The 25309-nt window shown below is 34.4% G+C and carries 29 protein-coding genes and 2 tRNA genes; 12 read left to right on the top strand and 19 right to left on the bottom strand.

Annotated features, from left to right (window positions below):
- Positions 1-124: 124 nt before the first annotated feature.
- Positions 125-541 (top strand): acyl-CoA dehydratase activase, encoded by a 417-nt coding sequence (locus tag ACYQ3P_RS11345; RefSeq protein WP_460177975.1) that lies wholly within the window; start codon positions 125-127, stop codon positions 539-541.
- 13 nt (positions 542-554) lie between these two features.
- Here the strand turns inward: ACYQ3P_RS11345 and ACYQ3P_RS11340 are convergent, their stop codons facing one another.
- Positions 555-833 (bottom strand): GYD domain-containing protein, encoded by a 279-nt coding sequence (locus ACYQ3P_RS11340; RefSeq protein WP_460177974.1) that lies wholly within the window; start codon positions 831-833, stop codon positions 555-557.
- Between the two features lie 50 nt (positions 834-883).
- A complete protein-coding gene (locus ACYQ3P_RS11335) occupies positions 884-2239 on the bottom strand; it encodes a rhodanese-like domain-containing protein (RefSeq protein WP_460177973.1) in 1356 nt (451 codons plus the stop codon).
- Positions 2240-2543: 304 nt separating this feature from the next.
- Between ACYQ3P_RS11335 and ACYQ3P_RS11330 the strand changes: the two genes are divergently transcribed.
- Together ACYQ3P_RS11330 and ACYQ3P_RS11325 are read left to right on the top strand one after the other, a co-directional pair.
- On the top strand, positions 2544-3650 hold the full coding sequence (locus ACYQ3P_RS11330; protein ID WP_460177972.1) for an IS4 family transposase: 1107 nt from the start codon (positions 2544-2546) through the stop codon (positions 3648-3650).
- Positions 3651-3795: 145 nt separating this feature from the next.
- On the top strand, positions 3796-4290 hold the full coding sequence (locus ACYQ3P_RS11325; protein WP_460177971.1) for a ribonuclease H-like YkuK family protein: 495 nt from the start codon (positions 3796-3798) through the stop codon (positions 4288-4290).
- 227 nt (positions 4291-4517) lie between these two features.
- Here ACYQ3P_RS11325 and queF read toward each other — a convergent pair whose 3' ends face one another.
- Complete coding sequence (gene queF, locus ACYQ3P_RS11320; protein ID WP_460177970.1) at positions 4518-4883, bottom strand: preQ(1) synthase; 366 nt, start codon at positions 4881-4883, stop codon at positions 4518-4520.
- Positions 4884-4886: 3 nt separating this feature from the next.
- Entirely contained in the window at positions 4887-5348 is a 462-nt protein-coding gene (locus ACYQ3P_RS11315; protein WP_460177969.1) for a RidA family protein, read from the bottom strand.
- Positions 5349-5436: 88 nt separating this feature from the next.
- Here ACYQ3P_RS11315 and ACYQ3P_RS11310 point away from each other — a divergent pair, with 88 nt between their 5' ends.
- Entirely contained in the window at positions 5437-6006 is a 570-nt protein-coding gene (locus tag ACYQ3P_RS11310; protein ID WP_460177968.1) for a helix-turn-helix transcriptional regulator, read from the top strand.
- 428 nt (positions 6007-6434) lie between these two features.
- On the opposite strand, the gene ACYQ3P_RS11305 is transcribed toward ACYQ3P_RS11310, so the two are convergent.
- The 10 genes from ACYQ3P_RS11305 to miaB form a co-directional block, all read right to left on the bottom strand.
- Entirely contained in the window at positions 6435-7376 is a 942-nt protein-coding gene (locus tag ACYQ3P_RS11305) for a CsgG/HfaB family protein (protein WP_460177967.1), read from the bottom strand.
- 18 nt (positions 7377-7394) lie between these two features.
- Positions 7395-7796 (bottom strand): curli assembly protein CsgF, encoded by a 402-nt coding sequence (locus tag ACYQ3P_RS11300; RefSeq protein WP_460177966.1) that lies wholly within the window; start codon positions 7794-7796, stop codon positions 7395-7397.
- A gap of 13 nt (positions 7797-7809) precedes the next feature.
- The gene (locus tag ACYQ3P_RS11295) at positions 7810-8184 is read right to left on the bottom strand and encodes a CsgE family curli-type amyloid fiber assembly protein (protein WP_460177965.1); all 375 of its coding nucleotides are present in this window, start codon (positions 8182-8184) and stop codon (positions 7810-7812) included.
- Entirely contained in the window at positions 8181-8531 is a 351-nt protein-coding gene (locus ACYQ3P_RS11290) for a hypothetical protein (RefSeq protein WP_460177964.1), read from the bottom strand. The genes ACYQ3P_RS11295 and ACYQ3P_RS11290 overlap by 4 nt, the downstream gene beginning before the upstream one ends.
- Positions 8532-8587: 56 nt before the next feature.
- On the bottom strand, positions 8588-9145 hold the full coding sequence (locus tag ACYQ3P_RS11285; protein WP_460177963.1) for a hypothetical protein: 558 nt from the start codon (positions 9143-9145) through the stop codon (positions 8588-8590).
- 80 nt (positions 9146-9225) lie between these two features.
- Complete coding sequence (locus tag ACYQ3P_RS11280) at positions 9226-9705, bottom strand: hypothetical protein (RefSeq protein ID WP_460177962.1); 480 nt, start codon at positions 9703-9705, stop codon at positions 9226-9228.
- 256 nt (positions 9706-9961) lie between these two features.
- Entirely contained in the window at positions 9962-10327 is a 366-nt protein-coding gene (locus ACYQ3P_RS11275) for a sirohydrochlorin chelatase (protein ID WP_460177961.1), read from the bottom strand.
- Between the two features lies 1 nt (position 10328).
- Positions 10329-11069 carry an N-acyl homoserine lactonase family protein gene (locus tag ACYQ3P_RS11270; protein ID WP_460178090.1) on the bottom strand — a complete coding sequence of 247 codons (741 nt, stop codon included), beginning with the start codon at positions 11067-11069 and terminating at the stop codon, positions 10329-10331.
- A gap of 398 nt (positions 11070-11467) precedes the next feature.
- The gene (gene mtaB / locus ACYQ3P_RS11265) at positions 11468-12685 is read right to left on the bottom strand and encodes a tRNA (N(6)-L-threonylcarbamoyladenosine(37)-C(2))-methylthiotransferase MtaB (protein WP_460177960.1); all 1218 of its coding nucleotides are present in this window, start codon (positions 12683-12685) and stop codon (positions 11468-11470) included.
- Positions 12682-13977 carry a tRNA (N6-isopentenyl adenosine(37)-C2)-methylthiotransferase MiaB gene (gene miaB, locus ACYQ3P_RS11260; protein ID WP_460177959.1) on the bottom strand — a complete coding sequence of 432 codons (1296 nt, stop codon included), beginning with the start codon at positions 13975-13977 and terminating at the stop codon, positions 12682-12684. Before miaB ends, mtaB begins: the two co-directional genes overlap by 4 nt.
- A 63-nt stretch (positions 13978-14040) precedes the next feature.
- On the opposite strand from miaB, the gene ACYQ3P_RS11255 reads away from it, so the two are divergent.
- Entirely contained in the window at positions 14041-16023 is a 1983-nt protein-coding gene (locus ACYQ3P_RS11255; RefSeq protein ID WP_460177958.1) for a monovalent cation:proton antiporter family protein, read from the top strand.
- Between the two features lie 6 nt (positions 16024-16029).
- Here ACYQ3P_RS11255 and ACYQ3P_RS11250 read toward each other — a convergent pair whose 3' ends face one another.
- From ACYQ3P_RS11250 to ACYQ3P_RS11235, 4 genes are all read right to left on the bottom strand, one after another.
- Entirely contained in the window at positions 16030-16665 is a 636-nt protein-coding gene (locus ACYQ3P_RS11250) for a flavodoxin family protein (RefSeq protein WP_460177957.1), read from the bottom strand.
- Positions 16666-16691: 26 nt separating this feature from the next.
- Positions 16692-16782, bottom strand: a tRNA-Ser gene (locus ACYQ3P_RS11245).
- 47 nt (positions 16783-16829) lie between these two features.
- Positions 16830-17663 (bottom strand): oligopeptide ABC transporter permease, encoded by an 834-nt coding sequence (gene opp4C / locus ACYQ3P_RS11240; protein WP_460177956.1) that lies wholly within the window; start codon positions 17661-17663, stop codon positions 16830-16832.
- Positions 17656-18636: an ABC transporter permease gene (locus ACYQ3P_RS11235; protein WP_460177955.1), complete on the bottom strand. Its 981-nt coding sequence runs from the start codon at positions 18634-18636 to the stop codon at positions 17656-17658. The genes opp4C and ACYQ3P_RS11235 overlap by 8 nt, the downstream gene beginning before the upstream one ends.
- A gap of 805 nt (positions 18637-19441) precedes the next feature.
- On the opposite strand from ACYQ3P_RS11235, the gene ACYQ3P_RS11230 reads away from it, so the two are divergent.
- On the top strand, positions 19442-19657 hold the full coding sequence (locus ACYQ3P_RS11230) for a lipopolysaccharide assembly protein LapA domain-containing protein (protein WP_460177954.1): 216 nt from the start codon (positions 19442-19444) through the stop codon (positions 19655-19657).
- Positions 19658-19705: 48 nt separating this feature from the next.
- Positions 19706-20107 carry a phosphate-starvation-inducible PsiE family protein gene (locus ACYQ3P_RS11225; RefSeq protein WP_460177953.1) on the top strand — a complete coding sequence of 134 codons (402 nt, stop codon included), beginning with the start codon at positions 19706-19708 and terminating at the stop codon, positions 20105-20107.
- A gap of 232 nt (positions 20108-20339) precedes the next feature.
- Here the strand turns inward: ACYQ3P_RS11225 and ACYQ3P_RS11220 are convergent, their stop codons facing one another.
- Complete coding sequence (locus ACYQ3P_RS11220) at positions 20340-20465, bottom strand: hypothetical protein (protein WP_460177952.1); 126 nt, start codon at positions 20463-20465, stop codon at positions 20340-20342.
- A gap of 207 nt (positions 20466-20672) precedes the next feature.
- Between ACYQ3P_RS11220 and ACYQ3P_RS11215 the strand changes: the two genes are divergently transcribed.
- From ACYQ3P_RS11215 to ACYQ3P_RS11195, 5 genes are all read left to right on the top strand, one after another.
- Positions 20673-20753: transfer RNA gene (locus ACYQ3P_RS11215), tRNA-Leu, on the top strand.
- 357 nt (positions 20754-21110) lie between these two features.
- On the top strand, positions 21111-22175 hold the full coding sequence (gene mtnA / locus ACYQ3P_RS11210; RefSeq protein WP_460177951.1) for an S-methyl-5-thioribose-1-phosphate isomerase: 1065 nt from the start codon (positions 21111-21113) through the stop codon (positions 22173-22175).
- On the top strand, positions 22172-23140 hold the full coding sequence (locus tag ACYQ3P_RS11205) for a polyprenyl synthetase family protein (protein ID WP_460177950.1): 969 nt from the start codon (positions 22172-22174) through the stop codon (positions 23138-23140). Before mtnA ends, ACYQ3P_RS11205 begins: the two co-directional genes overlap by 4 nt.
- Entirely contained in the window at positions 23141-23896 is a 756-nt protein-coding gene (gene surE, locus ACYQ3P_RS11200; protein WP_460177949.1) for a 5'/3'-nucleotidase SurE, read from the top strand.
- The gene (locus ACYQ3P_RS11195) at positions 23880-25259 is read left to right on the top strand and encodes an NAD(P)/FAD-dependent oxidoreductase (protein ID WP_460177948.1); all 1380 of its coding nucleotides are present in this window, start codon (positions 23880-23882) and stop codon (positions 25257-25259) included. Before surE ends, ACYQ3P_RS11195 begins: the two co-directional genes overlap by 17 nt.
- Positions 25260-25309 lie beyond the last annotated feature (50 nt).

Below are 25309 nucleotides of genomic sequence, written 5' to 3'. Positions count from 1 at the left end.
AAAGTCTGAAAAATTAAAGCTTATTTATTTTATCATAATTCATTTATTTACCTAAATTGTGAAAATTTCCTTAAAAAAGGGAGCAATAGAAATCCAATAATTGCTATAACAATCAGAAAATTAAATGTTTTTTGCTGTCATCGTGTGTGCTGCAGGTACTGGAAGATTTTTAGAGATAATGGCAAATGCACTTGGATACTCAATTGAGGAGTTTGCAAATATACCAGAGTCTTACGATTCTGGACTGACAATCAGTAGCATGTGCACTGTTTTTGCAGAATCTGAGGTTATATCATTAATCAGTAGTGGCGTTTCAAGAGAAGAAATTGCGATAGCAATTCATAAATCAATAAGCAAGAAAGTTGCCTCAATGGCAAAAAGAATTCCATTGGTTGACGATATAGTTTTTGTTGGTGGTTGTGCTTCAAATAAACTATTGATAAATCTACTTGAGAGGGATTTGGGCAAAAAAATCAAAACAAACTCCTTACATCAACTGGCAGGCGCAATTGGTGCTGCGGTTTATGCAAAAACTATGTAAATCTAACTTACTGTTATTTTTTTACCAACTCCTCTACCTTCAGAGCTGGCATACTTAGAAGCTCAACTGTGCCCCTTGAGCCTAATTCAACAGACATTTTAAAAATTGTGTCATTATCAGTTGCCTCAACTATATTTACGAAATCATAAGGACCAAGCACTGCAAACTGCTCCAAAACTTTTACTCCCATCTTCTCAAGCTCCTTGTTTACCTCAAAAATTCTTTCTGGTTTTTCCTTCAGAGTTTTTCTTCCATCATCTGTTAACTTGCTTAAAACAACATAGTAGGGCATTTCAAACCTCCATTTTTTTTATTAAGGGAGGGTTAGACCCTCCCCATTTATTAATCTTCCTTTGTTATTTCAAACTTACCATCCTTTTGAATCTTAATATTTGCGTTGAGGAATTTTACATTTTCATATCCGAGTTCTTTAAGTATATTATATGCCATTTCTGCTCTAACTCCAGTAGCACAATGAACAATTATAATTATCTCTTTGTCTTTTGGTATTTCCTTAACCCTGTCTTTTATTTCGTCGACTGGAATGTTTATAGCACCCTTAATCATTCCTTCTGCCGTCTCTTCCACATCTCTTACATCAATAATAAGCTTTTTCTTTGAAGTATCAGCTAAAAGCTTCTTAAATTCCTCTGGAGTTATTTCACCGGGTTTTGGTTTGGGAACATATACAATCTCTTTCTTTAGCTGACCTGAAGCTACTTGTCCACCAGCTTTCTTCCACTCTTCTATGCCACCCTTTAAATATGAAGCATTTGCAAATCCCCATTTTCTGATAATTTCAAAGGCTTTTTGGGAAAGATTATCTTTGGTGCAATAGATAATAATTGGTGCTGATTTTTTGATATTAAATCTGTTCTTAGATTTTTCAAGGTCCTCAAGTGGAATGTTTACAGCACCAGGTATGTGTTCTTTTTCTGCAACATTGGTAGGTCTTACATCAATTAATACATGTGGTATATCTTTTGAGATTAGCTCCTTTAGATTAACAACTGTTGATGCTACTGGATATCCTTTCTTTTTCCAGTCAGGCATTCCATCCGTATATTGCTTTACATTAGTGTATCCTAAAGCTTCTGCCTTTCTGGCTGAACTTGGTGATAATACGCAGGTAGGTCCTCCACAGTAGTAAACAATTAAGCTATTTTTGTCCTTAGGGAGTTTATCAATGTGTTTGTCAAACTCAACATACCAAATATTGATTGCTCCCGGAATATGTCCTTCATGATATCTTGCTGGTGGTCTACAGTCTATGATAAGACCTTTGCCCTCTTCTGCAATTTTTTTGACTTCCTCTGCTTTGATTACTTTTGCCGGGTCAACAGAGACAAGAGGCTTAGCGGCAATAGATTTTGCATAGAATTGTCCATCTTTCTCCTCGTAGGTTATGGAAACTTCTTTGCCCTTTGGTAATTTGTTAATTGGCTGTTTCCAGTTCTTAAGAGTCGTGTTTTCGTCAAATTTGAAAGTCCATACAACGCCAGTATCAACCTGAATTAATTCAGCTTTACCAGATGCTGAAACCAATGTGCCCCAAACTTCATTAGACTTCGCAGTATGACATCCCGGTGCTGAACATGGCTTTGCTATCTTTGGTTTCTCCGTTGAGAGAACTTCAATAGAAAAAAGCAACGAACTTACCAGAAATGTCACAAGCAATAATGTTCGTAACCTTCGCATATTTCCCTCCTTTTTTTGTTTTTTAATGCTAACTAATTCTAAGCAAATAATTACCAAACCTGTCAAGGTATTTTTTTATATTGAAAATAAAAGATTTATAATTTGTTTGAGAGGGGGTATTATGAAAGCACATAGAAATATAATTATGGTCACTCTTGTCCAAAATAAATTTTTTAAAAAGCTCCGATCTGGGTAAAATAGATAAACATTTAGCTTAAAAATTAAAGACCCAGATCGGAGGTGTATATGAATAAGTATAGCAGTATTTTCAGTCAAATTCTATCCCTTTTTCCAAGATTAGAATTTGAGAAGTCAGTCAAAGCAGACAGAAGCTGAGCGTAGAGCAAAAGGGTTTACGAGTTGGGGGCAATTTGTAGCTATGTTATTTTGTCAACTTGGGCAGGCGCATTCTCTAAGAGAGATATGTAATGGACTTGCCAGTTGTATTGGCAAGTTAAGACATCTTGGTATAAAAGAAGCTCCAAAGAGCTCTACCCTTGCCTATGCAAATGAACACAGACCGTGGGAACTTTTTCAAGCAGTATTTTATATGCTTCTTCAGAGATGTCAGTCTAAATTTACTGGCAAGAGGAAATTCAGATTTAAGAACAAGCTAATGAGCTTTGATGCATCTGTAATAGAGTTGTGTGCAACAGTATTTGACTGGGCAAAATTCAGAAAGACTAAAGGTGCGGTAAAGTTGCATTTACTACTTGACCACTCAGGATATTTACCTGAATATGCGCATATAACAGAAGGTAAAGTGCACGAAGTAAACATATTAAGGAGACTTCAATTTTGTTCTGGTGCCATAGTAGTAATAGACAGAGGGTGTGTTGACTATGCTTTATTTGGTAGATGGACAGAGGAGGGGGTATATTTTGTAACAAGGTTAAAGGACAACGCCTCTTATAAAGTGATAAAGAGCCTACCAGTGCCAAAGAACAGAAACATAATTCGGGATGAGATAATCAAGCTTAAGGGTTTTTATGCAGAGCAAGACTGTCCATATGAGCTACGGAGGATAGAGGTCATGGATAAGGAAACAAAAGATACAGTTGTGCTACTCACGAACCAACTGAACTTTGGTGCAACGACCATATCAGAGATATACAAAGACAGATGGCAGGGCAGATTTTTTAAGACATTGAAACAAAATCTAAGAGTAAAAACCTTTGTAGGGACATCAGCGAATGCACTTAAGATACAGATATGGACGGCATTAATAGCGATACTGATACTGAAGTATCTGAAAGAGTTATCAACATTTGGATGGTCATTAAGTAATCTAGTTGCATTGTTGAGACTAAACCTATTTACATATAGGAATTTATGGGAATGGATAAATAAACCGACAGAGACACCGCAAATTGAGCCTCAAATAGAACAGTTAAAATTTAGACTTGTTTAATTGGACAGCAAATAAAAAGAAAGGGGGTAACCTGATTTTGAAAAAGCAAATTTTCTTGTCCAAAAGTCTTATTTTATGCGGATGTTTTTTATGAGTTTAGATTATTTTGGACAGCAATGAATTATGGTAAAATGAAAATATAAAGATGGATACGGAGTCGTTACAAAGATTTTATTTTAACAGTCCAACTTTCGGGTATATTTCTTTTGAACAGGTTTTTGAGAAAATTGTTGAATTTATTAAAAAAGAGCCTGAAAAGAAATATAGTCTTATTGTAGGAAGCGATTCATTTCCTGGTGAGGAAACAGTATTTGTAACAGCTATTATTGTTCATCGCAAGGGTGCAGGCGGAATATATTTTTACAGAAAAACAAGACACGAGAAAATGGAAAACCTGAAACTTCGTATATTCACCGAGGCATCTTTAAGTCTTGAAATCGCTGAAATTTTAAAGAAAAAGCTCTCTGAAAATGGCTTAAGTTCTTTGCCTGTTGAAATTCATCTTGATGTTGGAAAAAATGGAGCAACAAGAACGTTAGTAAAAGAAGTAATCAAAATGATTGTAGGCTCAGGTTACATCGCAGTAACCAAACCAGATTCCTTTGGAGCCTCTAAAGTCGCAGATAGACATACAAGCTAAATCAAGATCTAAATTAAACGATTCTTGGGTGTCATTGCTAATGGATACCACGCCTTCGGCTTATGTCAGGCTTCGCGACTAAGCAATCTCTCCTTTCTATAAGATTGCCAAGCCTCACCTTCGGTGATGGTCGTAATGACAAATAGAATGCTGAAGCAAAATTGTTTTTATGAGAGTACCACTACAACCTAACCATTACAGCCTAATAAGGGTTTTATATAAATTTTTTAACTTTTTGATGAGACTTTAATTATTGTTTTTACATTACCACGAGGATTAAAGTCTCCTATCACTTCAATGTAGCGGGGTTGTAGGAGATTGTTCAAGTCATCATAAATTTTATTTGTTACTGCCTCATGGGAGATATAAGTGTTTCTGTATGAATTAAGATAAAGTTTTAGGGATTTAAGTTCAACAATTTTTTTGTCTGGAATGTATTTTATCCTTATTGTTGCAAAATCAGGATAACCAGAGCGGGGACATAAACAAGTGAACTCAGGAAAAGTAATCTCTATTTCGTAATTTCTGTCAGGATAAGGGTTTTCCCAATCTTCTAGTTTTGCCTCTTGAATTGCCTTCTCTCCGTATTTCATGGTTTACTCCTTTATTTCAAATATAAATTCAACTTCAACTGAGGCATCCATTGGAAGACTGTTTACACCAACAGCCACCCTTGTATGTTTTCCCGCCTCTTCAAAAACTTCAACCAGAAATTCCGATGCTCCGTTCATAACCAGATGTTGCTCAGTAAAATTTGCAGAAGAAGCCACATAACCTGCGATTTTTACACATCTTTTAACTCTATCAAGACTGCCAAGATAACTTTTAAGAATTGAAAGAGCATTTATCACACACTGTCTTGCTTCTTTTTGAGCCTCTTCAACATTAAGTTCCTGCCCAACCTTACCTTTTTTAATTAATTTTCCATCTCTAAGTGGTAAAATTCCACTTAGAAAAACTAAATTTCCAATCTGCAGTATTGGAATATAAGAAGCAAGAGGCTTTGGAGTTTCTGGCAGTTCGATTTTCAATTTTTTGAGTTTTAATTCAATATTCATCAAATTAATTATATCCTAAAAAAATATTTATTTGCTATTTCACAACTTAGTTGATATAATATAACCATTACAAAATAAAGAGGCTATTTTGAAAATATTAGTCGATTTAAAATGCGTTTTATTAAAGGATTTATTAAGCGCATCATTATCGAAAGAAATAGATTGCGATATCATTTCACAAAATGAAAATTCAGTTCCTGAAATTGTTGTTACTGATATCTATAAAATCAGGTCTGTAAAAGAGAAATATCCAAACTTAAAAATTGTAATCTTAGAATTAGGAAATCAGAAAAAAGAGATTTTATCAGCAATTATTAATCACAATATCAAGGGAGTAATCTCTTCAAATTCTGATTTTAATCTATTTAAAAAGGCATTAAAAATGATTTGCGATGGCGAGTTATGGTTGAGTAGAGAGTATATAGGTTGTTTGATGAACAATATCTTTAGAAAAAAATCGTCCTTTGATATCCACTTTACTGCCAGGGAAAAACAGATTATTGATATGATATGTAAAGGATCATCCAACAGAGAGATTGCAAATTCGCTTTTTATTGCTGAGCAAACAGTAAAGACTCACATTAATAATATTTTTAAAAAGCTCAATATAAAGAAGCGGTATGACCTCATAAAAATATGCGATGATATTGAACATTAATGAAGCAGTAATTTAAGCTGACAAAAATTTAGAAAAAATTTCTCCTCTTGGAGAATTTTTAAAAGTTTGATTTCAAAAAAAATTGGTGAAAATTTACAATTACTATCAATTTTGTCAAGTTCAGACTTAATACGATTAAATACTTTTTTAGCATTCTTTAGACTACAGTTACTTAGAAATAGTAAAATAGTTTTGTTGTCTAAGTTAAAAAATTTCAAAGAGACGCTCTCTATTGGAAAATTCATAGTTCGGATAATCAATTTTAATCTTTAGGCTAGAAAAATAGAAACCTTATAAAATAATCCTTAGAGCTGATAGTGATATTTTAATTTTATGACAATTTAAAATGTTTTTCAATTTCAACCACAAAAATATAAAAAAGACTGACATTGCTTAGCCCCTGAGCGGGCCTTGCAATGTCAATTTAATCATTTAAAAAGCTTTTTTGAAATATCACCATCTTTAGTATCGGGCCATGTTGATTCATCAATTTTTTCACCGTAGAGCTTTTTGCTTTTTTCCTCTTCGTATTTCTTTAAAAACTGCTCAAATTCCTTTTCATCCTTTGGTTTCCAGATTCCTACCCTGAAACCTTCAACTATTAAATCATGCACAGCCTTTTCAATAGCTTCTTGCACAGCCATTTCAACTGGTTCATTAAAGGCTATACCTGTCTCAGCCTCAAGAAGTCTATTTAATCTTACAAATCTGAATATACCTAAAGATATCTGCTGTGAAAGAACAGTTTTTGATGTCTGCACAGTTTTAAGTATAACTCCTGTTTTAACAGATACAGCTCTTAAGTAAATTGTGACTCTGTCCACTCTATACTCTGCTGAACCACCTGCTCCAAAATATTTAGCTCCAGCACCACCTGTGGAAATGTTTGAGTCATAACCAATTATTCCGCCTTCAAGCAAAATTCCTGCATAATAAAGAGGAGGAAGAGGCTCTATTGTCTTTTTTTGCTCTTCGTTTAAATAAATTTCTCGCATCTGAAGAATTATTTTTCTCTCCTGAAGTAAATTTGAAAGTCCTTCTCTTTCAAGGGGCATAAACCATCCACTGTCCTCAAGAGCTTTTATAAGTATTGAAGTTGCACCTTGTGTTACTGCTGTTGAGAAGTTTGTTGCATTTGTTGGAGATTTATACTGTCCTGTTTGATCTCTAAATTTATAAACTGCAACAGGAATAGGTTTTTCAGGCTTAGGTAGTGAGGCAAGGTCTTTGTGAATAGAGGTAATGTAGTCAGGTCCACTTGTTGCTCTTTTTGAAGCTATCTCAGGTGTCATTGCCACACAGCCTGTGAAGAATATGGAAATTAGCAGTATTATGGCTAATTTAGTTAAGTCTAATCTTTCTTTTAACATCTCTCGCTCCTTCCTTTATCATGGCGAAATGCCATATGGTATCTGATAAGTCCACTGATTTCCTGTTGATGTATCTGTAATACTAAGTGTAATTATCGAGCTTTCCACCTTTGTAACCTTAATAATCAGACCTCCCAGATTGTATGTATCTCCTTCAGTAGGAGTTAATTTACCCTTGTAAATATCTTCAAGAATTGTTCCTAAATATTGAGCTTGATACATTTGGTTCATCTGGTCCATTAGGGATGACTCTGGTGTTTTTTCCTTAAATTTGTTCTGAAGTTGTGCCTGCTGAAGCAGAAATGAGCCATTCAATGGATTACCACCAAATGACGGGTTTGTAAATTGAAAAACGAGTTCACTTCCAAATGCAGAACTTGCAATAATAGTCGAAATGAAAAAAATTAATAATCCTCTCATTTAAACCCTCCTTTTATCTTATTTTTCCTTCTTCTTCAAGTATTTTTTGATATTCTTTTAAATTTAGGAAGAATTGATTGATTGTCTCGCTAGCTTCAGTTGCTTTTTCTTCTATATCATCATACCTTGAAGTTACAAAGTTCTGATATAAAACTATGCCGTTTATAGATATTGAAACTCTGTTCCCAAACTGAGGATCAAAAAACTCTTCAACAACAATATTAAAGCTTTCCATCTCTGGCACGCGCTCTAGCTTAAAATAAAAGCTTTCATAAAAATCCCTTCCTATTTTTGATTTAGTCTTATCAATAACTAATCCTTCAATCTGAGCTGAGCAGATAGAATAGAGGGAGATTAAAATTATAGTTATATGAATTAATAGCTTCATTTTAAATCCTTCCCTTTAAAAAGCATATCCTCAGCGATGAGTATATTATCTTTATAGACTTTCAGTTGTATTCTATATTCATCGTCAATATTTTCACTGATTGTTAGATAAGGAAAACATCTGGTTTCTCCTGCTTCAAGGACAACATCAGATGATTGCGAACTTTTACTTATTCCGCTTTTACCATACTTTGCGGTTGTTAATTTCAATAAAAGAATGACTTTCTCTGAAGTATTATTTCTACAACACACAGTAATTTTTAAATGATTTTTATCAGTTTCAACAACTAACCATGCCTCATAATCTTTTGGATTAGTATTAGCATGAAGGGATTGTCCACCGGACATCAGACTAATACAAGTAGAAAACAATAAAAAACTTATCATAAAAATTTTCCTTATCATCACTGAACAACTATGTTTAATTTCCCTATACCTATTTGAATGAGATTGTTGTAATTCCAACCCGTTCCATGTATGCCCTGAATTTGAAAGGAAGTATTAAAAAAGCCTATTTGCATCACAGTGGCTTTGTTATTAGAAGTGATTTGTATTTGGGTTGAAGAGTTTCCAGCTCCAAATTGATTTGCAGTAGCTATGTTATTGTTTCCGTTTTGTGTTTGTTCCGCACAGTTAAAGAAGCCTGCCTGCTGAGCATAAGCATAATTCTCAATTCCTGACTGATTAACAGATGCTCTGTTTACCGCGCCGTACTGAATGACATCTGCGTTATTTTTGATGGATACAATAGTCTGATTAATTGTTGCATTATTTTTCAATCCTTCTTGGATAATACTTGCTCTATTTAATGGAACTTGCTTGATTTGGGCATTGTTTAAACTTCCTATTTGCTCTATATTGGCGCTACTGCATCCGTGGTATCCATCATATCCACATTCAAAAGCATAAGCACTTGCTGGTATTGCCATCAGAAACATAAGAAGCATATTAATCCATCTCATCCTTACCTCCCTTTTAATTAATTGGGGCGGTTCTTTCCGCCCCAATTTTAGCCCGACATAACTGATATTCATGAAAACTTTTAATACTGAAGAACTGTAGCTGAATTAGCCCAACCAGCCTGATAAATAGTGGCTGTGTATCCACTACCCATCATTCCTTGTGTTATGGAGCCGCTATTGCCGATTCCAGATTGATTAATTGTTGCAAGATTCTTTGAACTGTACTGGTCAATATTTGCATTATTGCCCATTCCATACTGGTTAATGAATGCATCATTTGTCCAGCCATACTGTTCAATATCAGCTTTGTTACAGCTTCCGTTCTGATAAATAGCTGCTTCATTAAACATTGAAAATGCTGCCTGCTTGATGTTTGCACTATTATGGAATCCATTCTGGTCAATTGTGGCAAGATTATTAGAGAAAGCTCCACCATACTGTTTAATTGTTGCCTGGTTTAGCATTCCAATTTGTGTTATCTCTGCTTCTGTGCAGCCATGGTATCCATCTCCTCCACAAGAAGGGGTAGGATTACATCCGCCACCATTGCAAAATGCCATACTCATTGCAGGAATAGCAATTATAAGTAAAAGTGCAAAGATTATGCTTGTTATTTTTTTCATCTCTTTTCACCACCTTTCTTTTTCGGATTTTTAAGCCTCTTATATGTCGGGCTTTGCTCTTGATTTAACTTTAACATATGCAGAAAAAAATGATAATCAATCACTAGTTTGATTTTGCACTTAACTAAAGTTGGATTTTTTGAGACTAAGGTTATAGAACTAAAGTATGGTGTAGAATAGTAAAACTTTGATTTTATTTGATTTCTTCAAGTCTTTCTTTTATAATATCAATCAATTTTTCATCCAATCCAAGTGGTTTTGTGCAGATAATTTTTATTTGAGGATATAGTGATTGAAACTTTTTGATTATTTCAGGGATTTGATAGTTTACATGGGTGCCTGAAAACAAAAATAGGGGATGAATTATTATTTCAGTAGCTCCTTCATCAATGCATTTCTGGATTGCTTCTAGAAGAGTAGGGGAGTTGAATTGAAGATAGGCATACTTTACGTCTTCTGCATTTTTATTAAGTTTTAAAGATAGAGATTTTGAAAAATCTTCAAGATTGTTACTGTCTTTTTTAGGGCTTCCGTGGGCAACTAAGATTATTTTTTGCACTTTAAGGAATACTCTCTATAAAAGCATATTTCGGTTCGTGAAGAGGAATAACAATATCCGCCATATCTTTTGACTGTAAAATTATATCATAGGCTTGATAAGAATTAATAAGAGTTCCGGGAGGAATAACCTCCATTCCCATTCCAAGTATTTTAGGGGGTGGATTTAAATTTTCCTCAATGATACAAAAGCCTGTAATTAAGACTGGGCCTTTTTCTGTATTGATAAGGACTGACATGCCACCTGGTGTATGGGCAGGTGTGTGAATCATCTTTATTCCAGGCAGAATCTCCTTATCTTCTTTTAGTTTTACAATTTGTTTATTTTGTTCAATTTCAAGAATAAATTCTTCGTTGTATCTAAAATCAAGGGGATGAGGATTATGGATTTGTTCTAGCTCTTTTTCATGGATATAAAAAATTGCATTCACACATTTTGAATCATTCTCGCAGTGGTCGTTGTGAAGATGAGTGTGAATTACAATGTCTATATCTTCAGGTTTTAAACCAAATTTAGCAAGTCCCTCTTCAAATGTGTAAACTTTTCCAATAGCTTTTTCTATTTCAGATGATGTGCGAGGTCTGAATTCTCCTGTGTCAATAAGAATGTTTTTGTCTGCACCTTCAATATACCAAGAAAATATAGGAATTACAAAAGGCTTTCCATAATCGTGCTGATAAGTCATCATACCTTTATCAAATATCTTTGCTCCAACAACAATTGGATGAATTCTGTAAAACATATTGGCATTATATTTATTTTTTTTATCAGTTGTCAAGTTAATATTTCTAAATTGAGCGATTTTTTAAAAAATTTTAATTACAGCTCTCACCAAAGGTTAGGAGTGGCAATCTCTTTATTAGACAAAAGGGGTAAAGTCGAGATTGCTTCTGGTGCTATCGCACCTTCGCACTGAAGCTCCTTGCGCAAAATTATCAATAATCTGCCTTTTTTAACCAATATTTTATCACAAAATTTAACATAATATATCTTATCAGACATTTTTTAAAACTAAAAAATGTTGAAAAGTTGTCAATTCTTTTGTGAAAAATTTGTAAAACTTATTATTCTGGATGGATAATTATTAAAATGACTATCTAATGGGCAAATAAAAAATTCAATTGATTTCAGAAGTTCTAATTAAAAAATTAAATATGCGTGTTCATCATCGGTCTGAACCACTTTTCCTTTTACAAGACTACCAGACACTACTTGATTTTTCTTGAAAATACACTTGATGTAATTGTCAGAAGTGCCTGTAGATAAATCGTTTTTTTTATTTTCTACTATTACTTCAAGTTCTTTTCCAATAAATTTTTCAATATAAGACTTTTTCTTTGATTTGGCAATTTCAAGAAGTTGATTGGTTCTTTCTTTTTTAATCGGCTCTGGTATCTGTTCTGAGAATTTTGAAGCAAGCGTTAAAGGACGAGTTGAGTAAGTAAAAACATGTAGATATGCAAATTCTGCATCTTCAATGAGTTTTTTAGTATCTTTAAAATCTGCTTCATTCTCAGAAGGAAAACCAACTATTACATCAGTGCCTATTGCAATTTCTGGATAAAGCTTAAATATTTTATCCAAAGTTTTTATAAACTTTTCTCTATTGTATGGTCTTCTCATTAAATTCAAAATCTTATCACTACCACTTTGAAGCGGAATATGAAGGTGTTTACAAATTCGTGGATGCGAAATTATCTCTAAAAATTCTTCATCTATAAAATTTACATTTAGAGAGCTAAGTCTAATTTTGCATTGATTGCTGTTTTTAAGAATTAACTTTAATAATTTATTCAAATTCAATTGATTTTTAATATCTTTTCCGTAAAGTCCCAAATTAATTCCACTGATAACAATTTCTTTGATCCCCATATCTTCATATTCTTTTATAACTTTTAAAACCTCATCAGCGTTATAACTTTTTGGTTTTCCTCTTAAATATGGAACAATGCAATAACTACAAAATTGATTGCAGCCGTCCTGCACTTTAACTATTGCTCTATGCCTTTTAAGTTGAGGCAAAATTTCTTTGGTAGCTATTGGTGGGAATAAACTGGCTAAACTGTCTTTTTCATAATTAGAAATTAAAGTTAATTTTTTTTCTTTAAGTTTTTTCTCATAAAGTTCCGCATAACATCCTGTTACAAAGCATTTTTTTCCTAATTTTATCGCTTTATTTATGATTTGCCTTGATTGAATTTCTGCTTTATGAGTGACTGCACATGTGTTTATAATCCAGCAATCAGCTTCTTCTGAATTTTCTGTGATTTCATATCCAGCCTGTTTCAAATATTTTTCTAATTGTTGAAACTCTGCCTGATTAACTCTGCAGCCGTAGGTAATAAGAGAAACTTTCATTGTGAAAGGATTACTCCTTCTAAGGAGTGTCTGTGAGCTTTGTTAATTTTTACTTTTATAATTTCTCCCGGATAGATTTCTGAGTCTATCTTTACAATTTTGTTGGTTCTTGTTCTTCCAGTTGTAAATCCCTCTTCGTCTTTTCCTTCTACAAGAACTTCCTGAATTGTTCCTTCTAATCTTTTGTTTTTTAATTCTGTTATTTTATCTTGGATTTTTAAAATCTCTGTAAGTCTTTGAGATTTAAGTTCTTCATTAATCTGACCTTCAAGCCTTGCACCGGGTGTTCCAGGTCTTGGAGAAAATTTAAATGCAAAAATACCATCAAATTGAATTTCCTTTAAAGCATAGATAGTTTTTTCAAAATCTTCATCTGTTTCTTGAGGAAAGCCTACAATAATGTCTGAAGTAATAGCTATTTCAGGAATAGTATCTCTAAGAAGATGAATTTTTTCAAGATATTCTTCATAAGTATATTTTCTATTCATGAGTTTTAAAATTTTTGTTGAACCTGCCTGAAGTGGCAGATGAATGTGTTCACATACTTTTGAACAATCTCTTATTACTTCAACAAGTCTTTTAGACAAATCCTTTGGATGGGATGTTACAAATCTAATTCTTTCAATGCCTTCAATATCATTTATTTTTTCAAGTAATGCTGGAAAATCTATTTCTCCATCTTTGTATGAGTTAACATTTTGTCCAAGAAGTGTTACTTCTTTATAACCACCTTCTGCAAGTAGTCTAATTTCATCAACTATATTTTCAGCGGGTCTGCTTCTCTCCCTACCCCTTGTATACGGAACAACACAATAGCTACAGTAATTATTACAACCATAAATAATATTTACCCATGCTTTCACAGGCTCTTTTCTTTGTGCGGGAAGATTAATTTTATGAATATCAGGATTTTCATGAATCAGTAGCTTTTCATGAAAATTCCTCTCTATGATATTTTCAATTAATGAAATGTTATCTGGACCAATTATATAATCTATATATGGAGCTTTTTCTAAAAGCTTTTCTCCTTGAAGTTGCGCAGAGCAACCAGCAACGATGATTTTTAGATTAGAATTTCTTCTTTTAAGATGCTTAACTCTTCCGAGACTACTTAAAAACTTTTGTTCAGCCTTCTCTCTTATTGCACATGTGTTAAAGATAATTAAATCAGCCTTTTTGGGTTCCTCAACCTCAATAAATCCCTTTGAAGTAAGAATTCCCAAAATCCTCTCTGTATCATGCTCATTCATTTGACAACCAAATGTTTTTATGTAAACTGCCCTACCCTTCATAATATTATTATAACAGGCTAACAGCACTTTGCTAAAATTCAATTATTTGTTATCATATGTATTATGATTTACGAATTTCTCCAGGCTATACTCATCATCTTTGGTATTTCCGGACTTATAATCTATATATTGGGAAAACTTCACATCCCACCAATTGTTGGATTCCTTATTGCTGGCACAATTATAGGTCCTTATGGGATGGGATTAATTAAAGATCCCCATGAAGTTGAATTGATAGCAGAAATTGGAGTTATTCTTCTCATGTTCACCATAGGAATTGAATTCTCAATTCCAAGACTGATTACCTTAAAAAAAGAAGTCTTTTTATTGGGAACTCTTCAGGTTGTTGTAACGATAATTGTAATTAGCTTGCTCAGTCAATTTGCTCTCAATACTGATTTTAATAATGCCATATTTTATGGTTTCATCGTGGCTTTAAGTAGCACTGCCATTGTCATGAAACTTCTTTCTGATCGGGGCGAATTAAATACGCCTCATGGAAAAATATGTTTAGGAATTCTTTTATTCCAAGACCTTTGTGTAGTGCCATTAATGCTTTTCACTCAGATGCTTTCCGGTCAGGGAGGTAGCTATTATAATTTTTTTACGGTTATTCTTAAATCTTTCGCAATTCTATCTTTAGTATTCCTTTTTTCAAGGGTTGCTGTCCCCTATATTCTTCATGAAATAGTAAAGACAAGAAGCAGAGAACTTTTTATCATTGTTGTAATATCTATTTGTTTGGGAACAGCTCTTTTTACTTCTAAATTAGGGCTTTCGCTTGCACTTGGAGCTTTTTTAGCAGGCGTTGTTATTTCAGAGTCTGAGTATTCTGCTCAGGCAGTCGCTGATATTTTACCTTTTAAAGAGACTTTCTCAGGCATCTTTTTTATATCCGTTGGTATGCTTCTTAATATTGATTACATCAGAAATCATTTGTTAGAGGAAGTTATACTTGTAGGAAATATTTTTGCAATCAAAGCTTTGATTATAGCTTTTATTTCATATACTTTTATACATTCCCTTAAAGTATCACTTAAATCAGCTTTTTCTCTCGCGCAGATTGGTGAATTCTCTTTTATACTGGCATTTACTGGAAAGACTGCTGGTCTTTTAGATGAAGATGCTTATCAAAGTTTTATTTCAGCTTCTGTTATAACTATGCTATTTACTCCGCTGATTATAAAATACTCTCCAAGTTTAATTGACCACTTAGTACAAAAAAAGCCTTTTAAATATTTTGAAAAGGCTGGAAAAATCAAAGAAACTGATGTTATTGTGAAGAAATCAAATCATGTGATTATTATAGGTTTTGGTCTAAATGGTAGAAATCTTGCGAAGGTTCTTAAAGAAACAAGGATTCCATACACGATTTTGGAATTAAATCCTGATACAGTAAGAAAGATGAAGAAAAAAGGAGAGCCGATATATTATGGAGACGGGACTAATCCTGAAATTTTGCATAAACTTGGTATAAAAAGAGCAAAAGTAATTGTAATAGCAATATCAGACCCTAATGCAACGAGAAAAATTGTTCAGCTTGCAAGGGCTGAGAATCCGAAAATACATATAATTGTCAGGACAAGGTTTATTGCGGAGATACAAGAGCTCAAAAAATTAGGTGCCAATGAAGTCATACCTGAAGAGTTTGAAACTTCTCTTGAAATTTTTGCTCGTGTGTTACATCATTTTGGAGTTCCGAGAAATAAAATTCTACAAATGATTGAATCCATTAGACAAGAGGGATACGAAATTTTAACTCAGTCAGAAATACCAAAAACAAGAGCGGGACTTGAATGCGTGCTCTTTGAGGGACTTGAGATGGATAGCTTTTATGTTGAAAAAGACTCATGGTTAGTTGGGCATACATTAAAGTCTCTTGATATAAGGCACAAAGCAAAGGTTACAGTAATAGCAATTCAGAGAGGAGAAGAAACGATACTAAATCCTCCAGCTGATTTTATCATAAAAGAGGGTGATATCATTATTTATGTTGGCAATAAAAAACAGTTAATTGAAGCGATTAATTTTTTCCATAGAAAATAAATGACTTTATCTTATAAAGCTGAAAAATATCTTATCTTCCTTCTCTGGTGAAATAACTTTATCTTTTCCATTTTCAACAAGTTTCAATGTCCATGCCATATTTTTTCCAAGAATTCGCATGATCTGCATTCCTTCTTCATCCTTGAGAACTTCTCCGGGATTCCTTCCAAAAATAACATTCCAATAATTGGAGGATGGAACAATCATTTCAGCATAATGCAAATAATGCAGGAGTTGGTCAAAGGTGCTCACCCCACCTGAACGCCTGTCAGCAACAACAGCTACACCTACTTTATGTCTGAATAAACTTCCATTTACTGATGATACAAGAAATGCTCTGTCTAAAAAACATTTAAAAGTTCCGGCAATACCTGAAAAATATACAGGAGAGCCTAAAATAACTCCATCGGCTTTTTTAATTTTTTGAATCCAACTGTTAACATCGTCATCAATAGCACATCTTTCATTTTTATTCTGAGCACATTTATAACAGGCAATGCAACCTCTGATATTTTTGCTTCCAGCTTGAATAATTTCTACCTTTATATTTTCCTTTTCTAATTCCTCAGCAACCATTTTTAAAGTATGGTAAGTATTACCATTTTTTCGTGGACTTCCGTTGAAGGCAACTACTTTTAACATAAAATTAACCTCCCATACATAAAATACGGAGAGGGAGGGATTTGAACCCTCGGTGGAGCTTTTAGACCCCACACGCGATTTCCAGTCGCGCCCGTTCGGCCACTCCGGCACCTCTCCAGATTTTCTATTTTAGCACGGAATTATTTATATTTTCAAAATCTATTTTACGCCCAATGTCTGGGGTCCATAGCATCTCTTAAAGCTTCTCCCAAAAGATTAAAAGAAAGCACAGTAAGAAATATTGCAACACCGGGAAAAAAGCTCATCCACCACGCAACTGTAATATAATCTTTTCCAACGCTAAGTATTCCTCCCCAACTTGGCTCTGGAGGTTGAATACCAAGTCCAAGAAAGCTGAGCCCACTTTCAATTAAAATAGCTCCCCCAACTGAAAAAGTTGCAGCAACGATAACAGGATAAATAGCATTTGGGAGAATGTGTTGAAAAATTATTCTTCCAGAACTTGCACCCATTGCCCTTGCTGCAAGAACAAACTCCCTTTCTTTTATAGACAAAACTTCTGCTCTTACAAGCCTTGCAACATCCATCCAACCTGTTAGTCCTATTACAACCATAATAATATAAATGCTGGGTTCAAGAACTGCAACTACCGCAAGAATTAAAAACAATGTCGGAAATGCGAGCATTACATCAACTACTCTCATGATTAATGTATCAATAAATCCAGCATAATATCCAGCTATTGCTCCTAAAATAGTTCCTGTAAGTATAGCTATACCCATTGCAATAAAGCCAACTTTTAGAGACACTCGTGCACCGTATATTATCCTTGAAAATACATCTCTACCAAGCTCATCTGTGCCAAATATATGCTCCTTAGATGGTGGCTCAAGCACATGATAAACATCAATTTTGTATGGATCATAAGGTGAAATTATTGGAGCAAACAAGGCTATTATAAATATTAATAAAATAAAAGACAAACCACAAACAGCAGGCTTGTTTTTGAGTATTCTTTTAATTATTATTCTAAACATTCTTGTTTACTCTGATTCTTGGGTCAACTATAAAATATGCTATGTCAGCCAAAAGATTTCCAATCAATGTTAAGAATGCTCCAAACAAAAGAATTCCCATTATAGTTGGATAATCCCTTGCCATTGCAGATGAGTAAAACAACTGACCCATTCCGGGGATTGAAAATATACTTTCAAATATGACGCTACCACCAATAAGTCCCGGAATAGCTAATCCCAAAAGGGTTACTACTGGTAGCAATGCATTTCTTAAAGCATGTCTGATAATTATAACTCTTTCTGGAAGTCCCTTTGCCCTTGCTGTTCTGATATAATCTTGCTTTAGTGTTTCAAGCATGCTTGACCTTGTATAACGAGACATACCTGCCAGTCCAGAAAATGACATAATTGTAACGGGTAAAATCAAATGTTTAATCCAGTCTAATATTCTTTCATGCAAAGGCAAATTCTCTGCTCCTATGCTCTGAATTCCTGAAATGGGAAGCCATCCAAGATTTACTCCGAACACTATCATTGCAAGTAACGCAAGCCAAAAAGTTGGCACAGAAAATCCCGTAAACACAAAAACAGTAAGAGCTCTATCAATCAGACTTCCGGGTTTTAATGCAGAATAAACTCCTATAGGAATAGCAATGATAAAGATAAATAAAAGAGAAAGGAGATTTAAAGTGACAGTAATTGGTAGTCTTTCTTTAATCTTTTCATTTACGGATCTTCCATCAACAAAGCTTTTTCCAAGGTCTAAGGTAATTACCATTCTTAACCAATTTATATATCTTTCGTGTAATGGTTTATCTAAACCATAGAGTTTCTTTAAAGCCTCAGCTGCCTCTGGAGAAGCTTTTGGAGAAAATTCTTCTGAAAGAGTAGCTGGAGAACCGGGTGCAAGATTTATTACAACAAAGCATATAAGAGTTATTCCAAACAGGATTGGAATCATCAGCATAAATCTTTTCATCAAGTAGGAAAACATAGATTAAATTTTACAACAAAAAAGAAAACAAAGGAAATAGCTTGATTTTCTCAAAAAATAGCGATAGAAATCCAATAATTGGTATAAACGTTTGAAAATTGAGTATTTTTTGCTGTCATTGCGAGCAATCCTTTATTTTTTTCGTCATTGCGAGCATACGAAGGATGCGAAGCAATCTCTTCTTATTGAAAGAGAAAGGCAAGATTACTTCAGGCAATTCGTGCCCTCGCAATGACGGAGAGGGGAAAGTCATTGCGAGGCAGACCAAAGGTCTACCGAAGCAATCTCTTCTTAAAATAAGTTCTGTCGCTCTGTAGCACTGTCGCTCTATGTCACTATGACGACGAGATTGCTTCCTCCTCGCTTTGCTCGCAATGACTGAGAGGTGTTCACCATCCACCATTCACCACAGTCACCAATCACTAACCACCATCCACCAATCACCAATAACTAAATTGAGGCTCACAGTGAGTTTCTCTTTTGTCATCACGAGGCTTGCTAAGCAAGCCGAAGTGATCTATCTTTTTGTGACGAAGGATAGAAAGGCGAGATTGCTTCGCTTCGCTCGCAATGGCAGGGCGGGTGTTCACCAATCACCATCCACCAACCACGAATTAGAGACTGCTTCGCCCCATCGAGGGGCTCGCAGTGACGGTGTGGATAATTGCCACGCTATCGCTTGCAACAGGTGGGCTCGCAGTGACGCGTGTCTATCTCTATTTTTCGGAATAAGGTTGAAGTTTTATTGGGTTTAGAGTATATTTAAATAGTTTTAATTTTTTAAAGATGTGATGACATTTTTAAAATGATAATGTTCATAATACTTTTTTTGTTTGTCATTCTATTTTCTATCCAGAACACCTATGTTGTTAATATTTCTTTTATTTTTTGGAGTTTTGAGGCATCTCTTGCTATAGTTATATTTCTTTCTGTTGTCGTTGGTATTATTATTGGATTTTTATTTTCAATATGGCTTAAATCCAAAAAGAATGACGAGAAACAAGTAAAAACAGAGAATTAGAGAAATAGTAATTTTTTTGATATTATAAAAAAAATAAGGAAGCTGGTTGTGTTTGACTACCTCATAAAATTTAAAAAACTTATCATTAAAGTTCTTACTGTAATGATGGCGTTTGTTTTGTTGCTCTCTACTGTTGAACTTGGCTGGCTTATAATAAAGGATGTTATTACTCCGCCTGTTTTTATTCTTGATATTGAAGAACTTCTTGAACTTTTTGGATTTTTCATGCTTGTTATAATTGGAATTGAGCTTCTTAAAACTATAATGAAGACATATCTATCCGAATCTGTTGACCATGTTAAAGTTGTCATGGCAGTAGCAATTATTGCTATCTCAAGGAAGGTCATTATACTTGATGTCAAAGAAATTCCCAGTCTTTCACTAATAGGAATAGGTGTGATAATATTAGGACTTACCGCAGGTTACTATCTAATAAAGCGAAGTAAATAATTCATGAAGATATTTAAAATAGTTGATAATAAAATATATCACATGATTGCTATAATTATCTTCTCATTACTTCTTACAATATTTCATTTTATTGCCTTCAAATTTAAAACACATCATGTGGTTTTTGAAGAATTTTATTATATTCCTTTAATATACGGCATCTTAACACTTGGGAAAATAGGAGCAATCTTTACATATATCATAGTTTCAGCCGCGATGTTTGAAATTATATTTAACCAATTGAGCGATTTCCAATTGTCATTGCTACCTGTAGCCACACCATTGGGACACAGCAGGCTTTTTCCGTCTTTTCCTTAATTCTACCATACTTAGACCTTCCCGTATTTGTTTTATTCATAAAAACCCCCTTCCCTGTTATCTTATTCTTATCTTTTTCATTTTTTTCATATAATTTTTGACATTACCTTGTTTTGAAACAGAGGTATTTATGCATTTTATGGACTTTTTATTTTTATCTATCCATATTTATTTAACGGACATTTTTTATTATCTCTAATGCTTATAATTGAAAAACTTCTGAAAAATCACTTAAAATTAAATAATTGCGAGAGTGGCGGAATGGCAGACGCGCTGGACTTAGAATCCAGTGGGTAACACCGTGTGGGTTCAAATCCCACCTCTCGCATTTAATATTAAAATTTTTCAGTATATTCATATAGTTCCACATTAAAAATTAAAAATATTTTCAATTACTTTCTTTAACTTCAAAAATATAAAACACATTCATAACTGTAAATCCAAATGTTGCGAAAGATAGCATAGCAATCCTAAACATCGTCACTGCAAACCTTTGAAAAAAAAGAAAAAATCTCCTCTCTTAGTAATCCTCAAGAGGAAGTTACCAAACCTAAGTTTAGTTGAGGCTTGCAATGATATGTTCACAAGGGTTTTATGTACAAAGCTCTCAATTTAGGTTTAAATTGTTGGATTTTTTTAAGGTTGTTCATGTTACAAGATTTAAATCATCAAAAATTGTTATAATATGCCTATGCTTCAATCAATCAAGTGGGAAAATGATACAGTTTACATACTTGACCAAAGACTTCTTCCAGAAAAGATAGAGTATCTCAAATGCACGCATTATGAAGAAGTAGCTAATGCAATTGAAAATCTTTCAATACGGGGCGCTCCTGCGATAGGTATCGCAGCTTCAATGGCTATTGCATTGGCTTCATTGAATATTGAAGCAACAGATGTAAATGAATTTTACAAAAAATTAAAACCTGTTCTTCAAAGAATACTCTCAACAAGACCAACAGCGGTTAATATTCGCTGGGCGGTGGAGAGAATTGATAAAATCATTCACAATAATCTTAATGCCTCTATTGATGAGCTACAATCAATTATTAAAAACGAGGCTTTGAAAATTCAGCAGGAAGACATAGAGATAAATAGAAAAATTGGTGAGTATGCACTGCCTCTTTTCAAAGATGGTTGCACTGTTATGACTTACTGTAACGCTGGGGCTCTTGCAACAGGAGGTTATGGAACTGCTACAGCAGGAATGTATCTTGCAAAAGAGCAAGGGATAAAATTTAAAGTGATTTCATGCGAGACAAGACCTGTGCTTCAAGGGGCAAGAATAACAACATTTGAACTCATGCAGGCAGGAATTGATGTTACTTTAATAACTGACAATTCTGATGGAGCTATTTTAAGAAGCGGTGCAGTTGATTTTGTAATTGTAGGGACTGACAGAACAGTAAGAAATGGAGATGTGGCAAACAAAATAGGCACATACTCATTAGCTGTGCTATGTAAGGAAAATAAAGTTCCCTTTTATGTTGCAGCACCTGTATCAAGCATAGATTTATCAATTGCATCAGGAGATGAGATTCCTATTGAAGAAAGAATTGCTGATGAGGTGACAACTATCAAGGGAGTTAGAATAGCTCCAGAGGGTGTGAAAGTTATTAATAGAGCTTTTGATATAACACCTGCAAAATATGTAACAGCTATAATTACCGAGAAAGGTGCATTTTTGCCAAAGCATATAAAATATATCTCCAACGACAAAAAAATTGAAAAACTGAGGCTTAATCTGTGAATTTAAGGGAGATTCTTCAAAGATACGAAGGAGAACTAAAGGAAGTTGAAAAGGAACTTGTAAACATATTTCAGTCTGATGCAGCCCTGATTCCTACAATTGGCTCTTACATTATAAGCTCAGGTGGCAAAAGGCTGAGGCCTCTTTTTCTTCTTATGTGTTCGGACCTTGCAGGATATAAAGGATACAAAAGAGTGATTCTTGCTGCAGTGATTGAGGCATTACATACTGCAAGTCTACTTCATGATGATGTTGTTGATGAGGCTGAGCTCAGAAGAGGCAAAAAATCTGCAAACAGGATATGGGGAAACCAAACAGTCATTCTTCTTGGCGATTATCTTTATGCAAAAGCTCTTCATATAAGCGTTGCACAGGAAAGCCTTCCGATAATGGAAGCCCTATCTCGTGCGACCTATCAAATGGCAGAGGGTGAAATTCTTCAGCTTATGAAGACAGGGGATCCAACAATCACATTTGAAGATTATATAAAAATAATAACAGGAAAAACAGCTGGGCTTATCACAGCAGCATGCAGAATTGCAGGAATTCTTGCTAAGTTATCCAATGAAAAACTACAAGCCCTGACTGATTTTGGATACCACATCGGAGTAGCATTTCAAATGGTTGATGATATTCTTGACTATGTTGCTGAAGAAAAAGCTCTTGGTAAAACTCTTGGTAAAGACTTGATGGAAGGTAAAATCACCTTGCCTTTGATTGAACTTTTAAAAAAGGCTGATGAAAAAGAAGAGATTGTAACAATTTTGAAAAAAGATAATTTTTCTGACGAAGACCTTGCAAAAATCTTAAATTATCTTAACAAATACAACTGCATTAGCTCCTCAATGCAGATAGCTAAAAATTATGTTGAAAAAGCAAAGGATTCACTTAAGGTTTTTCCAGATTCTCCTGAAAGAGATACTCTTTTTAAAATAGCAGACTATGTTATTCAGAGGAATAAGTAAATGGCTTTGATACTTTTGACAAATGATGATGGATTTTTCTCAAAAGGCATCCAAACTCTTTATGAGACATTGAAGGAAATTGGAGAAGTTGTCATTGTTGCTCCTGACAGAGACCGTTCTGCAGTAAGTCATGCCCTTACAATGCACAGACCTCTTAAGGTTGATTTAATCAAAGAAAATTGCTACAGCTTAAACGGCACTCCTACAGACTGCGTTGTTCTTGGCGTGAAAAAAATACTTCCCCGTGAACCTGACCTTGTAGTATCGGGAATAAACAAAGGAGCAAACTTGGGCGAGGATATCACTTACTCTGGAACAGTTTCTGCTGCAATTGAAGGAACAATTCTTGGAGTGCCATCTTTTGCTATTTCCCTTGTAGGTGAAAGACCTTTTAAATATGAGACTGCCTGTTACTTTGCCTTAAAAATTGCAAAGTTTATTCTTGAAAAAGGACTTCCTCAGGACACGCTTTTAAATGTCAATGTTCCAAATAAAGCTTTGCAAGAGATAAACGGAATAAAAGTAACAAGACAAGGAAAACGCTCATACGAAAACTCAATCCACGAAATTTTCTCACCGTGGGGAGAAAAGCAATACTGGATAGGTGGTGGAGTAGTATCATGGCATAGAATGGAAAACACAGATATTCAGGCAATAATGGAAGGATTTGTGTCTGTCACTCCCCTTCACATAGATTTAACAAACTACAATGCTTTGGATTATCTTATAAAAAATGGGATTGAAAAACAAATATGATGTCGTCATTGTCGGAGCTGGACCTGCTGGAATATTCACTGCATTAGAGCTTGCCAAAAACTCTAACCTAAACATTTTGATTGTTGAAAAGGGCAAAAGTATTGAGCAAAGGCATTGTCCCATGCAAAAAACTGGAAAATGCATGGATTGTCCAGTTTGCAGTATTATTAGTGGTTGGGGTGGTGCTGGAGCATACAGCGATGGAAAGCTTAATTTATCAACAGAAATTGGTGGATTTTTAAACAGATACATTTCAAAGGATGAACTTCAACAACTTATTGATTATGTTGACAGGGTTTATATTCAATACGGAGCACCTCAAAAAATCTTTGCTCCTGATATAGAAACAGTTGAAAAAATAAAGAATGAGGCATCAAAATACGGACTATTGTTTGTTCCCACAAGAATTAGACACATTGGAACTGAAAAATGCTTTGAAGTATTGAAATCAATTAAAGAGTCTCTACAGCAAAAGGTTGACTTCATTTTCAACATACCTGCAGAAAAAATTATTGTTGAAAGCAAGAAGGTGAAGGGTATTACTTTAAAAAATGGAGAAAGTGTCAGTGCTCGTTTTGTTGTACTTGCACCGGGAAGAGCTGGAAGTGCATGGCTTGAGGCAGAAGCAAGAAGGCTTAAGCTGAAGACAGAGCTTAATCCAGTTGACATAGGTGTAAGAGTAGAAGCACCTGCTTCAGTTTGTGACCCTCTCACAAGTATTTGTTATGAGCCTAAGTTTATATATTATTCAAGAACTTTTGATGATGTTGTTAGAACTTTCTGCGTCAATCCACACGGAGAAGTCGTAAGGGAAAACATAGATGGCATATGGACAGTAAATGGCCATAGCTATTCAGACAGAAAAACAGACAATACAAACTTTGCCATTCTTTCAAGCACATATTTTACAGAACCTTTTAAAGAACCAATTTTATACGGGCAAAGCATAGCTCGCCTTGCTAACTTTCTTGGACAGGGTGTTTTAGTGCAAAGACTTGGAGACCTTAAAAAAGGAAGAAGATCAACACCTGAGAGAATATCTCGCAATGCAATTCAGCCTACCCTTAAAGATGCAACTGCAGGAGATTTAAGCTTTGTTCTTCCTTATCGCTATCTTGTGAATATACTTGAAATGCTTGAAGCCCTTGATAATATCATGCCCGGAATAAATTCTTCCCATACACTTCTTTACGGAGTTGAAGTTAAGCTTTATAGTATGAGGTTGAAACTGAACAGCTCTCTTGAAACAGAGATAAAAAATCTTTTCGCTGCAGGTGATGGAGCAGGTGTTTCAAGAGGTTTGATTCAAGCTTCTGCATCTGGTATTATTGTGGCAAGAGAGATTTTAAAAAGATATGGATAAATTTTTGTAAAACTTTCTTCGCCCTGATCATAAATCACTGTAAGCGAAAT

It is taken from the genome of Thermodesulfovibrio hydrogeniphilus (assembly GCF_054657355.1).
This window is presented reverse-complemented; position numbering and strand designations above follow the sequence as displayed.